The sequence below is a fragment of the Skermania sp. ID1734 genome (assembly GCF_007489285.1).
Lineage (GTDB): Bacteria > Actinomycetota > Actinomycetes > Mycobacteriales > Mycobacteriaceae > ID1734.
The window spans coordinates 74,641-88,464 of sequence record NZ_VLIY01000017.1; the positions used below are offsets into that span (position 1 = coordinate 74,641).

At 68.0% G+C, this 13,824-nt stretch carries 18 protein-coding genes; 17 read left to right on the forward strand and 1 reads right to left on the reverse strand.

Translation table 11 applies throughout. The annotated features are described in order from the left end of the window. Positions 1 to 134: 134 nt before the first annotated feature. The 13 genes from FOS14_RS19795 (at position 135) to FOS14_RS19855 (ending at position 8,353) form a co-directional block, all read left to right on the forward strand. Complete coding sequence (locus tag FOS14_RS19795; protein ID WP_143772553.1) at positions 135 to 761, forward strand: TlpA disulfide reductase family protein; 627 nt, start codon at positions 135 to 137, stop codon at positions 759 to 761. Further along, positions 758 to 1,426, forward strand: coding sequence for a TlpA disulfide reductase family protein (locus FOS14_RS19800; RefSeq protein ID WP_143772554.1), 669 nt, complete (start codon positions 758 to 760; stop codon positions 1,424 to 1,426). Before FOS14_RS19795 ends, FOS14_RS19800 begins: the two co-directional genes overlap by 4 nt. Beyond that, on the forward strand, positions 1,423 to 2,226 hold the full coding sequence (locus FOS14_RS19805; RefSeq protein WP_143772555.1) for a cytochrome c biogenesis CcdA family protein: 804 nt from the start codon (positions 1,423 to 1,425) through the stop codon (positions 2,224 to 2,226). Before FOS14_RS19800 ends, FOS14_RS19805 begins: the two co-directional genes overlap by 4 nt. Beyond that, complete coding sequence (locus tag FOS14_RS19810; RefSeq protein ID WP_143772556.1) at positions 2,192 to 2,581, forward strand: helix-turn-helix transcriptional regulator; 390 nt, start codon at positions 2,192 to 2,194, stop codon at positions 2,579 to 2,581. The genes FOS14_RS19805 and FOS14_RS19810 overlap by 35 nt, the downstream gene beginning before the upstream one ends. A gap of 377 nt (positions 2,582 to 2,958) precedes the next feature. After that, positions 2,959 to 3,426: a hypothetical protein gene (locus FOS14_RS19815; protein ID WP_221936744.1), complete on the forward strand. Its 468-nt coding sequence runs from the start codon at positions 2,959 to 2,961 to the stop codon at positions 3,424 to 3,426. Between the two features lie 158 nt (positions 3,427 to 3,584). Beyond that, the gene (locus FOS14_RS19820) at positions 3,585 to 3,953 is read left to right on the forward strand and encodes a metalloregulator ArsR/SmtB family transcription factor (protein WP_143772557.1); all 369 of its coding nucleotides are present in this window, start codon (positions 3,585 to 3,587) and stop codon (positions 3,951 to 3,953) included. Continuing rightward, positions 3,950 to 4,729: an MIP/aquaporin family protein gene (locus tag FOS14_RS19825; protein ID WP_143772558.1), complete on the forward strand. Its 780-nt coding sequence runs from the start codon at positions 3,950 to 3,952 to the stop codon at positions 4,727 to 4,729. The genes FOS14_RS19820 and FOS14_RS19825 overlap by 4 nt, the downstream gene beginning before the upstream one ends. Beyond that, positions 4,726 to 5,397: an arsenate reductase ArsC gene (locus tag FOS14_RS19830; RefSeq protein WP_143772559.1), complete on the forward strand. Its 672-nt coding sequence runs from the start codon at positions 4,726 to 4,728 to the stop codon at positions 5,395 to 5,397. Before FOS14_RS19825 ends, FOS14_RS19830 begins: the two co-directional genes overlap by 4 nt. A 64-nt stretch (positions 5,398 to 5,461) precedes the next feature. Further along, positions 5,462 to 5,881 (forward strand): arsenate reductase ArsC, encoded by a 420-nt coding sequence (locus FOS14_RS19835; RefSeq protein WP_143772560.1) that lies wholly within the window; start codon positions 5,462 to 5,464, stop codon positions 5,879 to 5,881. A 101-nt stretch (positions 5,882 to 5,982) separates the two neighbouring features. Next, positions 5,983 to 7,404: an FAD-dependent oxidoreductase gene (locus tag FOS14_RS19840; RefSeq protein ID WP_143772561.1), complete on the forward strand. Its 1,422-nt coding sequence runs from the start codon at positions 5,983 to 5,985 to the stop codon at positions 7,402 to 7,404. A gap of 20 nt (positions 7,405 to 7,424) precedes the next feature. Continuing rightward, entirely contained in the window at positions 7,425 to 7,727 is a 303-nt protein-coding gene (locus tag FOS14_RS19845) for a hypothetical protein (RefSeq protein WP_143772562.1), read from the forward strand. A gap of 30 nt (positions 7,728 to 7,757) precedes the next feature. Continuing rightward, the gene (locus tag FOS14_RS19850) at positions 7,758 to 8,054 is read left to right on the forward strand and encodes an alkylmercury lyase (RefSeq protein WP_143772563.1); all 297 of its coding nucleotides are present in this window, start codon (positions 7,758 to 7,760) and stop codon (positions 8,052 to 8,054) included. Continuing rightward, the gene (locus tag FOS14_RS19855; RefSeq protein ID WP_143772564.1) at positions 8,054 to 8,353 is read left to right on the forward strand and encodes a hypothetical protein; all 300 of its coding nucleotides are present in this window, start codon (positions 8,054 to 8,056) and stop codon (positions 8,351 to 8,353) included. The genes FOS14_RS19850 and FOS14_RS19855 overlap by 1 nt, the downstream gene beginning before the upstream one ends. Before the next feature lie 22 nt (positions 8,354 to 8,375). On the opposite strand, the gene FOS14_RS19860 is transcribed toward FOS14_RS19855, so the two are convergent. After that, positions 8,376 to 9,236, reverse strand: coding sequence for a metalloregulator ArsR/SmtB family transcription factor (locus tag FOS14_RS19860; RefSeq protein ID WP_143772565.1), 861 nt, complete (start codon positions 9,234 to 9,236; stop codon positions 8,376 to 8,378). A gap of 104 nt (positions 9,237 to 9,340) precedes the next feature. Here FOS14_RS19860 and FOS14_RS19865 point away from each other — a divergent pair, with 104 nt between their 5' ends. The 4 genes from FOS14_RS19865 to FOS14_RS19880 all read left to right on the forward strand — a co-directional run bounded on the left by FOS14_RS19865 (position 9,341) and on the right by FOS14_RS19880 (position 13,770). After that, entirely contained in the window at positions 9,341 to 10,696 is a 1,356-nt protein-coding gene (locus tag FOS14_RS19865) for an NAD(P)-binding domain-containing protein (RefSeq protein WP_143772566.1), read from the forward strand. A 5-nt stretch (positions 10,697 to 10,701) separates the two neighbouring features. After that, the gene (locus tag FOS14_RS19870) at positions 10,702 to 11,937 is read left to right on the forward strand and encodes an MFS transporter (protein WP_143772567.1); all 1,236 of its coding nucleotides are present in this window, start codon (positions 10,702 to 10,704) and stop codon (positions 11,935 to 11,937) included. Between the two features lie 112 nt (positions 11,938 to 12,049). Continuing rightward, entirely contained in the window at positions 12,050 to 12,979 is a 930-nt protein-coding gene (locus FOS14_RS19875; protein ID WP_143772587.1) for an ATP-binding cassette domain-containing protein, read from the forward strand. Further along, a complete protein-coding gene (locus FOS14_RS19880; protein WP_143772568.1) occupies positions 12,976 to 13,770 on the forward strand; it encodes an ABC transporter permease in 795 nt (264 codons plus the stop codon). The genes FOS14_RS19875 and FOS14_RS19880 overlap by 4 nt, the downstream gene beginning before the upstream one ends. Positions 13,771 to 13,824: the final 54 nt, after the last annotated feature.

Sequence of the window (13,824 nt, forward strand, 5' to 3'; positions counted from 1 at the left end):
CCTGGCGATTCGGGGCGCGAACCTGAGGTGGCCACCCCGAGCAGGGGCTCAGCCCTCGGTTAACTACTATTGAATGTAGTAGTTAACCCCGGTTGTTCCTCCCGGGTATCGACGTACAGAAGGTTGAGGTACCGATGCCTACCGGAACCCGTTGGCTTATACCCATTCTCGCGACGATCGGCGTGCTCATCGTCGCGATGTGGCCACGATCAGGCGTCGACACACCGCAGGGCTTCCAACCCAACACCACGTCAGACGAACCCGGCACTTCAGCGGAGCGGACCGACCTGTCCGCACGGGGCAATCTGCAACCCTGCCCCCAATCGACGGCGCTCGGCATCCCCGAGGCAGTGCTCGCGGGGGTCATGGTGCGGTGCCTGGGCTCGACTGAGCCCGTCGATCTCGGAGCGACCCTGGCCGGCGAGCCGACGCTGATCAACCTGTGGGCATCGTGGTGCGGGCCATGCCGAGAGGAGATTCCCGTGCTCGACGCCTACGCAAACGAGCCTGATTCGATCAGAGTGGTCGGCATCAACGTCCAGGACAAACCGGCTGCTGCGCTGCAACTTCTCGCCGAGTTGGGAGCACGCTACCCGTCGTTCGATGACACCGGCGCGGTCAAGAAAGCCTTGCCCGCACCCCCGGTGCTGCCGCTGAGCTTTCTCGTGCAGCGCGACGGATCCGTCGACCGAATTGCGACACCAGCAGTGTTCGGAGAACCCTCACAAGTCCGTGACGCGGTCAGAGGACTGATTCGATGACTCCACCGTCCGACGTCAAAGGGCGCCGACGTATCGCCGTGCGTGTTGCGTCCGCGCAGTCCTATCGGCGCCGCTCACACCGCTCCGTCCGGATTCTCGCGGTGAGTGTGGCACTCGCGTTTGGGGTCTCCGGATGTGCAACCGGGTCGGACTCCGTCGCTCAGGGTGGCACGTTCGACTTCGTCGCCCCGGGAGGTCAAACGGACATCCTCTATGACCCGCCCGCGACACGGGGAGCGATCGGCGCGCTGTCGGGGCCGGATCTGATGACCGACGACACTCTTGCAGTGTCGGACTACTCCGGTCAGGTCGTGGTGATCAATCTCTGGGGGCAATGGTGCGGACCCTGCCGCGGGGAAGCGGACGACCTCGAGCGAGCCTATGAGGCCACCAAAGACCTCGGAGTCCAGTTTGTCGGCATCAACGTCCGCGACATCCAACGCGACAAGGCCAAGGACTTTGTCATCGACAACAAGGTGTCCTACCCGTCGATCTACGACCCGCCGATGCGAACTCTCGTCGCCCTTGGTGGCAAGTACCCGACCAGTGTCATCCCATCTACCTTGGTTCTCGACCGGCAGCACCGCGTCGCTGCGGTCTTCCTGCGCGCCTTGCTGACCGAAGACCTGCAACCGGTCATCGAACGAATCGCGGCCGAGAAGTGACTGTTCTCGCAGAAGGCATCGGGACCAGCTTCCAGGCTGCGGCTGCCACCGGGCCGTTGCTGCTGGCGCTGGCCGCCTGCCTCCTCGCCGGCATGGTCTCCTTCGCCTCACCGTGTGTGGTGCCGCTCGTGCCCGGCTACCTGTCCTATCTGGCCGGAATCTCCGGCGTCGACGCCTCTGCGGCCTCGACCAAGACCCGCACGGCCACTCGGGACAGGTGGCGTGTGACGGGCGCTGCGACATTGTTTGTCGCCGGATTCACGGTGGTGTTCGTGCTCACGACGGCGTCGGTGTTCGGACTGATCGGTGTCCTCCAACTCAACCGTGAACTGCTCCAACGCATCGGCGGGGTGGTCACCATCGTGATGGGGCTCGCGTTCGTGGGGTTGATCCCAATCCTTCAGCGGGACACTCGACTTGCCCCGCGCCGTTACTCCTCGCTCGCGGGCGCCCCCCTGCTGGGCGGCGTCTTCGGACTGGGCTGGACGCCGTGCCTGGGACCGACATTGGCCGGCGTACTCTCGGTCGCCGCAGGGACGGAAGGCACCACAGCAGCGCGAGGGGTGCTGCTGATCGTTGCCTACTGCTTCGGCCTCGGGTTGCCCTTCATCGTGCTCGCCTTCGGGTCGACGAAGGCACTGCGCGGAATCGGATGGCTCCGGCGCAACTCCCGCGCCATCCAGATCTTCGGCGGCATCATGCTCATCGCGGTCGGAGCGGCACTACTCACCGGGGCATGGGACGTGTTCGTCGCCTGGATTCGAGATGAATTCGTCAGCAATGTCGTGCTTCCGATCTGATCGCAGAGTTGATCCGGCGGTGGCGTTGTTCCACAGCCTCTCCGATGCCACGCGCTTGGCGATCGTGCGCCGGCTGGCGTGCGGAGAGGCCTGGGTGTCGGACCTGATGGCAGGGCTAGGGTTGGCGCAGTCGACGGTGTCGGTGCACGTGGCGTGCCTGCGTGACTGCGGCCTGGTCACCGGCCGTCCCGAGGGCCGGCAGGTGTTCTACTCGCTCGCCCGACCGGAACTGCTCGACCTGCTGTCTTCGGCGAAGACCCTGCTGGCCGCGACCGGCAACGCGCTGTGCCCGAACTACGGCACCGACGCCATTACCACGACCGATATCACTGCAGAGGTGCGAGTGCGTGCATGAGCGACACGGGTGGCTGCGGCCACGACGAACCCACTACCGGCAAGAAAGGTGAGAGCGGGAACCTGGGAGGTCAACGACTAGGCCAAGACCATCCCGATAACCGGCCCACCCCAAACCCCCCTATCCATCGCTATTAGTCGATGATAGCGTTATAGAACGTTGATCGTTGTGGCGGGCTGATAGCGAACCATGGCGATGTATCCGTCTTCGGTGAGCCCGGGAGGGCCGCGATGAAGTCGATCTGTCCGACTGCCGCCCGGCCTGCGGCAACATTGCCCGCACCGACCGCGACATCTCCCACCTCACAAGCACGGCCGACCGGCTCCGAACCGTCGTCGACGACCCACTCGCCCCTCCGCTGCGCACAGCACGAGAACGTGCCGAGCTCGATCGGCTCGACACCATCATCGCCGGACATCATCGGTGCCGAGGACCAGCTCATGGTTGACCCGACCGACGAACGAGCAGCCATCCAGGCCGCGATGCAACGACTCCTCGACGGAACACCGCAACAATCCACCGGAAGGCTGACCATCATGCAGCTCGCGGCCGAAGCCGGTGTCAAACGGTGGGTCCTCACCCACAAACACACCGATCTCGCGGCGCAATTCCGGGACCGCGCCCGCCGAACCGGTCCTACACCGACAGCCTTCCAACCCCTGCAGCAGCGCGCTCGCGACGCCGAAAACCGCAATCGCCGCCTCCACGCGGAAAACACTGCGCTCCGCAGCCAACTCAGCGCATACGCGCAACTCATCCACGAATTGGCGACCGAACTCGAGCGGGTCCGACGGTCAGCGATCTCCAGCTCCGCGACACAAAATCCGGTACACCGATTGCGGTAGGCCATGCAACCTCCCCGTGCCTGCCCGACCGGAGTATCCGCCCCGATCATCAGCACAGCACGATTCGTCGCCCGGCTCTCAGCGGTAGTTCCGGTCTCGGCGGCTGTTCACCGACTGTTCGTTTGCACTACCACATCGACATACGTCAATATCGACGCATGTCGAATCGGGAGTTGTCGTTGACCGACGTTTCAACCTGCGCGGTCACACCGTTGGCGCGGGAACCGTTGACCGCCGAAGCCGCCGCGGATCTGGTGGTGATGTTGAAGGCGCTCGCCGATCCGGTGCGGCTGCGGTTGTTGTCGCAGATCGCGAGCCACGCCGGCGGCGAAGCATGCGTGTGTGACCTGTCCGCCGGGATCGACTTGTCGCAGCCGACGATCTCCCATCACCTGAAGGTGCTGCGGACCGCCGGGCTGCTGGAATCGGAGCGCCGTGCGTCGTGGGTCTATTACCGGGTCGTCCCGCAGGCCTTGCAAGAACTCGCTCAGCTGTTCGGCACCGACACCCTGGCGGGCAGCAGGTGACCACGATCCCGCTGCCGCGGCGGTTGCTCGCCGAGTTCGTCGGCACCGCACTGCTGGTGACCGTCGTCGTCGGATCCGGCATCGCCGCCGCCGCACTGTCCCCCGACAATGTCGGGCTGCAGTTGCTGGAGAACTCGACCGCGACCGTGTTCGGGCTCGCGGTGTTGATCCTGCTGTTCGGTCCCGTGTCCGGCGCACACTTCAATCCTGTTGTGTCGGCGGCGGATTGGCTGCTCGGCCGCCGCGCCGGGACAGGCCTCCCGGCAACCGATGTCGCTGCCTACACGGTCGCGCAGATCGCCGGCGGTGTCGTCGGCGCGGTCCTGTCGAACATCATGTTCGACCTGGCGGCGTTCCAGATCTCGAGCAAGGACCGAATCACGACCGGGCATCTGGTCGGGGAGATCGTCGCCACCGCCGGCCTGGTCGCCCTGATCTTCGCTCTCGCCCGCACTGGCCGCGCCGCCCTCTCGGCGGCGTCGGTCGGCGCCTATATCGGTGCCGCCTACTGGTTCACCTCCTCGACGTCGTTCGCCAACCCGGCGGTCACGATCGGGCGCGTCTTCTCCGACACCTTCGCTGGGATCGCGCCGGGGTCGGTGACCGGGTTCATCGCCGCCCAACTCGTCGGTGGCCTGGTCGGGCTCGCCCTGGTGACCGCCCTCTATCCCGACGCCGCGGCCACGGCGGACGACGCCGTCGTCCCCCACCACGACACCACCACCCGCTCTGCTCCTCTCGATCACCGTCCCGCCGATCATCGGAGTCCGTCATGACCGACAGCCCCGCCGCCCTCGCGTCGCACGTGCGTAAAGACCTGTCCATCGATCAGCAACTCGCCCTGCGGACCGCGGCGACCCGGTTGCAGACCGATTTCACCGACATGTTCGGGGTCGAAACCATCGAACGGTTCCTGCATTCCAGCTACGACCAGTTCGCCGGCCGCGCTACCGTCCCCAACTTCCTGCCGCTGCTGGCCGAACGGTTCGCCCGGCAACGCCTGCGCGCCCTTGCCCGCGTCGAAGGCAAAGCCCTGACCGGGACCCCGACTGTGTTGTTCCTGTGCACCCACAACGCGGGCCGCTCCCAGATGGCACTCGGGTTCTTCTCCCACCTGGCCGGTGACCACGGCGTCGCCTGGTCCGGCGGCAGCGAACCCGGCACCGAGATCAACCCGGCCGCGGTCGCTGCCATGAAAGAACGCGGGATCGACATCACCGGCGAATTCCCCAAACCGTGGACCGACGAGATCGTGCAAGCCGCCGACGTCGTCATCACCATGGGCTGCGGCGACGCCTGCCCGGTGTTCCCCGGCCGCCGCTACGAGGAATGGGTCCTCGACGACCCCGCCGGCCAGACGGTCGAAGCGGTCCGCCCGATCCGCGACGAGATCGAACGCCGCGTCCGTGTCCTGCTCACCGAACTCGACATCCCCACCACCTGACCACCCGCCAGGTCCTCTGTCCCCCATTCGCGCTACTACTGTTGTTCGAAAGAGGTTGTGTTCCATGGCTTCCGCCACCACACCGTCGGTGTTGTTCGTGTGCATCCACAACGCCGGCCGTTCCCAGATGGCCGCCGGTTTCCTGACCGCGCTCGGCGGTGACGCCGTGACCGTGCGGTCGGCGGGCAGCGACCCCGCCGACCGGGTGAACGCGGCCGCGGTCGCCGCGATGGCCGAGGTCGGGATCGACATCTCCACCCAGGTCCCGAAGAAACTCACCTTCGAGGCTGTCGAATCCTCCGACCTGGTGATCACCATGGGCTGCGGCGACGCCTGCCCGGTATTCCCGGGTGTCGACTACCGCGACTGGCAACTCCCGGACCCCGCAGGCAAGGGCATCGACGCGGTCCGCCCGATCCGCGACGACATCGAGAACCGGATCCGTGCCCTGCTCGGCGAACTCGCCATCCCCGTCGACGCCTGACCCCACCCACGTCGACACGCGACCACCTCAACCCGACAACCCACACACCAGCCCCACCGGCCCGGCTGTCCGCCCCGGCCGGTCAGGGAGGAGTCTTCGTCATGCCCACTGCACGTCAGTTGATCGCGATCGGTGGCAGCGACGCCGGTATCAGCGCCGCCCTCCGCGCTCGTGAACTCGACCCCGCGACCGAGGTCACCGTCGTCGTCGCCGACAACTACCCGAACTTCTCCATCTGCGGCATCCCGTACTACGTGTCCGGGGAAGTCACCCACTGGTCCAACCTCGCCCACCGCACCGCCGCCGACCTCGCCGCCACCGGAATGCGGGTCCTCACCGACACCACCGCCACCCGCATCGACCCCAGCGCACACACGCTCACCGTCCGCGACGCTTCGGGCACCGAGCAGGTGCTGTCCTACGACGCGCTCGTCGTCGGCACCGGCGCAACCTCGGTCCGCCCCCCGATCACCGGGCTCGACCGGCTCGGCGCCGCGGAGGGGGTGCACCTGCTGCATTCGATGGGTGACACGTTCACGGTGATGGACAGTCTCCGGGATAGGGACCCGAAGACCGCGGTCATCATCGGTGCCGGCTACATCGGGCTCGAGATGGCCGAGGGCCTCACCATGCGTGGTATTCAGGTCACTCAGATCGAAGCGCTTCCGGAAGTGCTGCCGACCGTGGATTCGGAACTCGGTGCCCTCGTGCACGCCGAGTTGGAACGCAACAAGGTCGAGGTCCTCACCGACACCCTCGTCACCGCCGTCACCCGGGAGCCGTCGGGTGCGCTGACGGTCACCGCCGCCCGCGACGGGGAAACCCTGTCCAGGACAGTCGATTTCGTGCTCGTCGTGGTCGGGGTGAAACCCGACGTCGCACTCGCCGCCAACGCCGGAGCCGAACTCGGTGTCAAAGGTTCGATCGTGGTCGACGAGCAGATGCGCACCAACCTCCCCGACGTGTTCGCGGCCGGGGACTGCGTGCACACCCACCATCGGCTCCTCGGCACCACGTGGCTGCCGTTGGGCACCACCGCCCACAAACAAGGCCGCGTCGCCGGGGAGAACGCGCTCGGCGGATCGGCTCGGTTCGCGGGCAGTCTCGGCACGCAGGTGGTGAAGATCTTCGACCTGGTCGCCGCACGCACCGGATTGAAAGACGGCGAAGCCGTTGCCGCCGATCGAGGTTGGGTGCCGGTGTCGAGCACCGCGACCCCCGACGACCACAAGGCCTACTACCCGGGCGCCACCCCGATCACCATCCGCATCACCGGCGACCAGCAGTCCGGGGTGCTGCTCGGCGCGCAGTTGGTCGGGCACCGGTCGGCCGAGGTCAGCAAACGGGTCGACACCTACGCCACCGCCCTGTTTCATGGCACGACCGTCGACGCGTTCAGCGAACTCGACCTCTCCTACACCCCGCCCCTCGGTTCACCCTGGGACGCAACCCAGGTCGCCACCCAAACCTGGGTGCGCGAACACCACCTCGACCGGCACCGCACCGCGCTACGACAGCACTGACCCGACGAACCAGCTCTGCGGTGGCCGACGCGTTGGGAAACATCGTCGGCCACCGCAGCGATTCCACCGACACCACCCGCACGACAGACAGCCGAACCCTGATGCCCCTGCGATCGCTCACCGACGTCGAGCTGCTCGAGCAGATCCAGCAGCTGTCGAAAGCTGCGCGGGAGCAGCTCCTCGCCGGTGACCCGGTCGCCGCCCGCATCACCCGCACCCGGCTCCTACAGGTCAACGACGAACTCGCCCGCCGGCACACGCCGTCGCCTCCGGTGCGATCGTCACAGCCCAGCAGCCGGGTTGCCGCGGACGGCTCCCAGTGATCTGGGGGCGAACCAGAGGAAGATCGAGGCATGCGCATCGAGCTACTCACCTCGCCCGGATGCCCCAACGCCGATCCCGCCCGGCGCGTGATCACCGAAGCGTTGACCACCTTGGGAATCGACACGCCGATCCTCGACCAAGTCGGGCGTTTCCGATCTCCGACAGTGCTCGTCGATGGCATCGACGTGATGAGCCCAGATGCCGGGCCGGCCACCGGTGACGCCTGCCGACTCGACCTGCCCACACCCGACGCCGTCGTGCGGGCGATCCGTGCCGCCATGAACCGCGACCGACCCACCGACCACGACGAACGGCAGGTCCGATGATGCCCGACGCCGACGCCCCGATCGCGCACACCGATCCCTCGTGTTGGTGCTGCGGCGCCGACCAGGCCGAACACGATCTGGTGCGCCTCGGCGCGCATCCGGAAGTCGGTGTCTGCCTCGACTGCGCCCGGTGGGTGGGGCGGCGTGCCCGCACCCGACGCGACGAACAGCACCCCACACCAGCCGGGCAGCTCCGTCACGCCCTCGATACCGTCCGGGATCGGGTGATCAGCCGCGGCTGGCACGAACGCGGACGCCTCGGCACTGTCTTGCGGTCGATCGACCGACGATTGCCCTGACGACGGATCGGGCCGAGTACGGTCACCCAGCGACCGGGCTGCGGCGCTCCAGCAGGACCGTGTCACGCCACACCCCATCGAGTTGCGCGATCCGTTCCCGGACCCCGATGGTCCGGAATCCGGCGGAATGATGCAGCGCGATGCTGGCACGGTTCTCCGGGAAGATCGAGGTCTGCAACGTCCACAACCCGGCCTCGTCGGCAGCCATCACCTGAGTGCGCAGCAACGCCTTCCCGACACCCCGGCCGCGGAACCCGTCGCCGACATACACCGAATTCTCGACCACACCCCCGTAGCAGTCCCGGCTCGACACCGGCGTCAACGCCGCCCAGCCGACCACGTCACCGTCGATCTCGGCAACCCACCGCTGCCCGGGCAGCCACCGCCCGTCCAACGCAGTCCGAGTCGGCACCTCGGTGGCGAACGTGGCTGTGCGCGTGGCGATCCCCTCGGCATAGATCCGCCGCACCACCACCCAATCCGCATCGGACATTTGCCGCACCGCGACATCGGCGGGCACATCCGACGGGCAACACGGCCGCGGCGTCAGGACCCCCATCACCGCATCCGCCGCATGCGGCAGGCCGGTGCAACAGGCCGGGTTCACCGCCACCACCGTGCTGGTGCCGTCCTTGCGGACGGTGACGAACCCGACCTCGGTCAGCTTCCGCACATGATGCGACACCGTCGGCTGCCCGATCCCCAGCGCCTCCGCGAGTTCCCCGACCGTGATCCCACCCGGTCGCGACGCCACCTGATGCAGCAGCCGCACCCGCGACGGATCCGCCAGACACGCGAACCAGCCCGCATAGGTCGCAGCATCCTCGACCGCCAGCGAGAGATCCTCCTCGTCCCGCAGGACGGGCATCGGCAACGACGTCATCGCACTAGTCTATCGACAGACATCGATGGTTGCATATATCGACGGACATCGATATCGTCACGAGTGAGCAATATCGATGAGCATCGATGGATAGGAGTGACGGGATGAACGGGTTGCCAGTGGTCGTGGTGGGAGCCGGACCGATCGGGTTGGCGGCAGCAGCGCAGCTACGGGAGCGGGACCTGCCGGTGGTGGTGTTCGAACGTGGCCCTGTCGCGGGACATGCAGTGGGACAATGGAATCACGTGCGCCTGTTCTCCCGGTGGGTCGAGTTGATCGACCCCGCCGCGCGCCGCCTACTCGACACGACGGGCTGGACCGCGCCGGACGAGCACACCTACCCGACCGGCCGCGACTGGGCCGGTGAGTACCTCCAGCCGCTCGCGACCGCGCTCGGCGACATCGTGGCCCTCGACACCGAGGTCGTCGGTGTCGCGCGCCGCGGCCGCGACCTCGTCGTCGACGCCGGCCGCGGCGACGAACCGTTCACGGTGCACCTGCGTCGCGGCGACGGGAACGAGGAGCGGATCCTGGCGCGTGCGGTGATCGACGCCTCCGGGACCTGGACCGGCCCGAACCCGCTCGGCGCCGACGGACTGCCCGCGGTCGGCGAACACACCTTCGCCGACCGGATCGCCTACCGCGTCCCCGACCTCGACGACCCGCACGTCCGCGCCACCTACGCCGGACGACACACCGTCATCGCCGGCAGCGGGCATTCCGCGTTGACCGCGATCGTCGCGCTCGCCGGACTCGCCGAAGACGCACCGGGAACCCGCATCACCTGGGTGTTGCGCCGCGGCGAGGTTGGCGCCACCTACGGCGGCGGTGACGCCGACCAACTCCCTGCCCGCGGTGCACTCGGGCAACGCGCCAAGACCGCCGTGGACGCCGGACTGCTGCAGGTCGTCACCGGCTTCCGCACCACCAGAATCGAACCCACCGACAACGGTCGCGTCGCGTTGATCTCCGACACCGGCGCACGCCTCGAAGACGTGGACCGGGTCGTCGTGTCGACCGGTTTCCGGCCCGACCTGTCCTGGCTGTCGGAAGTGCGCCTCGGCCTGGACCCGGTCCTGCAGGCACCCGTGCAGCTCGCGCCGCTGATCGACCCGAACGTGCACTCCTGCGGCACCGTCTACCCCCACGGCGTCGCCGAACTCACCCATCCGGAACCGAACCTCTATCTGGCCGGGATGAAAAGCTACGGCCGGGCCCCGACGTTCCTGGCGATGACCGGCTACGAACAGGTCCGCAGCATCGCCGCCGCCCTCGCCGGGGACCACGAGGCCGCCGCGCGCGTCGAGCTGACGCTGCCCGAGACCGGGGTCTGCGGCGGCGCCGGAGTGTTCGACGACCCGAACGCCGCCACCGACCCCGCCGCGTCAGGCGGCGGTTGCTGCGGAGGCTCCGCTCCCGCCGCGATCGAGCCGCAATTGATCACCCTGTCGGTGCGCTGACCCCGATGACCGGAGTCACCACCACCATGTCGCAGACCGGTCCCGCGTTGAGCGAGGCCGGTCTGCGGCGGGTGCTCGCGGTCCTTTGCGTCACAGAGATCACCAGTTGGGGCATCCTGTACTACGCCTTCCCGGTCCTCGCGGTCGACATGGCCGGTGATACCGGCTGGTCGCTGCCGGTGCTGACCGCCGCGTTCTCACTGTCCCAGTTCGCTGCCGCGCTCACCGGGATCCCGGTCGGACGGGTCATCGACCGGATCGGGCCGCGGGCGATCATGACCGCCGGATCCGTCCTCGCAGTGCCGGCGCTGATGGTCGTCGCGACCGCCCCCACCCTGCTCGTGTTCTACGCCGGCTGGATCACCGCCGGGATCGCGATGGGCGCGGTGCTCTACCCGCCCGCGTTCGCCGCGTTGACCCGCTGGTACGGCACCCGCTACGTCACCGCACTGATGATCCTCACCCTCGCGGCCGGGTTGGCGAGCACCGTGTTCGCCCCGATCACCGCCACACTGGCCGCGCACACCGATTGGCGCACAACCTATCTCACCCTCGCTGTCGTGCTCGCGGTGATCACCGTGCCCGCGCACTGGTTCGGGCTGCGCGGCCCCTGGCCGCACCCGCCCACGCCGATGGACGGGCATCCGGTCGATCACCGTGACGCCACTCGTAGTCGCGCCTTCCTCGCGTTGGTGGTTGCGTTGTCGCTCGGGGCGTTCGCAGCGTTCGCAGGGGTGTTCAACCTCGTCCCGCTGCTGGTGGAGAAGGGTTTCTCGCCGTCGCTGGCGGCGTGGACCCTCGGACTCGGTGGCGCGGGGCAAGTCTTGGGGCGGCTCGGCTACCTCACGATCGCCGCCCGCAGCACGCCACGAACGCGGATCGTCGTGATTCTCGCCCTCACCGCCGTCAGCACCGCACTGCTCGGCGCCGCAGACACGGTCGTCGCGTTGATCGGGGTCGCGATCGGTGCCGGGCTGATCCGCGGGATCTTCACCCTCATCCACGCCACCGCCGTCACCGATCGTTGGGGTGCAACACATTACGGACGCCTCAATGGACTCCTGTCCGCCCCCGTCGTCATCGTCATGGCACTCGCCCCCTGGGCCGGGACCGTGCTGTCCGACCTCACCGGCAGCTACACCAACGCCTACCTGATCCTCGCCGCAATCGCCGGTGCCGCCGCCCTCGCCGGACTGGCGAGCATCCCCACCCGCCGCGGGGTGCGTCCATCGTCGGAGTGAGTCGTCTGAACAGACAGCACCAGTCCGACACCCGGGCCGGATGCGTGATCTGAAAGGAAACTCCGATGAACCACAACAGTATTCGCGGGTATCGACGCGGCAGGGCCGGGAAGTGAGCGGCCCGGTCGCGGTCCTCGTCGAGGACCTGCACGTCGCCTACGGCACCACCTGGGCGCTGGACGGGGTCGACCTCGCCGCCGCGCCCGGCACCACTCTTGGGGTGCTCGGCCACAACGGCGCCGGCAAGACCACCCTGATCCGGACGCTGACGACACTGGTGCGGCCCACCACCGGGCGGGTCCTGATCGACGGCCTCGACGTCGTCACCCACGCTCCCACGGTTCGGCGGCGGATCGGGGTCACCGGCCAATACGCCGGCCTCGACGACTTCCTCACCGCGCGCGAGAACCTGGAACTGATCGGGCGCCTCACCGGGCTCGGCGGCCGCTCACGCGACCGTGCCGACGCCCTCATCGACCGGCTCGACCTGCACGCGCTCGCCGCCCGTCGCGTCGGCGAATTGTCCGGCGGGTCCCGCCGCCGGGTCGATCTCGCTGCCAGCCTCGTCGGTTCCCCGTCGGTGTTGTTCCTCGACGAACCCACCACCGGCCTGGATCCGATTGCGCGCAGCGGACTCTGGGACGTCGTCGCCGAACTCACCGGCACCGGCACCACTGTCGTGCTCACTACCCAATACCTCGAGGAAGCCGACCGGCTCGCCGATCACATCGTCGTCCTCGACCACGGCCGCGTCGCGGCCCGCGGCACAGCCACACAGCTGAAAGGCATAGTCGGCGGCAAACGCGTCACCGCGACCGTCCCGACCCATCACCTCGTCGACCTGCCGTTCCGGCCCGACACCGACCCCGACCGGCACGGTGACACCGCTCGGGTCACGGTCACCGTCGACGACGCCACCACCGCCACCGCGATCGTGTCGCGGCTCGACCGCGCCGGGATCCCGGTCACCGACCTCGATGTCACTTCACCGAGCCTCGACGACGTCTTCACCCACCTCGCACTGACCGGAGCCCACCGATGATCACGATCACCGACCGACGTCAGCCGATGCTCGACCAGCTCGCTGCGCTGGTGGTCCGGAATCTCCGGACCAGTGCCCGTGTCCCGCAGTTGCTGATGTTCTCGCTCACCATGCCGATGGCGATGCTGGTCCTGTTCAGTCAGGTGTTCCGCAGCGTCGCCGACAGCCCCACCTTCCCGGCCGGTGTCAGCTATATCGACTTCCTCACCCCGGCGATGCTCGCCGTCTCAACCGTCATGGCCGGCACCAACGCCGGGGTGTCCGCCGCGATCGACCACACCAACGGGCTCCACGACCGGTTCGCCGCTCTTCCGATGCGCTCCGCGTTGCCGGGTTTGGCGCGCACCATCAACGAGGCCGTGTTCACCCTCGCCCGCGCCGCGATCCTCGGGATCGCCGCGGTCCTGCTCGGGTTCCGGTTCCACGGGGATGCGGTCGACGCCCTTGCAGCGGTCGTCGTGTTGGTCGTCCTGGCGGCGGCGATGAGCGCCTTGTTCGGGATGATCGGGGAGCGGATGCGCCGCCCCGATGTCGTTCAGTTCGCCGGGATGATGGTGATGATGCCGTTCATGTTCGTCTCCAGCGCGTTCGCGCCGATCGACACCATGCCCGGGTGGATGCAGACCGCCGCCGACCTGAACCCTGTCGCCCATGCCACCGACGCCCTGCGCGGACACGTCCTGGGCACCGCCACCCTCGCCGACACCGCCGCTGCTCTCCTCGCCGCCGTCCTGCTCTGGACGGCGGTCGTCGCGACACCGGCACTCGCAAAGCTGCGCGGCATCCGCTGACCAGCACGCGCACCCTGGTTCCCCGCTTCATCCCGATCGGGTGAGGCGGGGAAG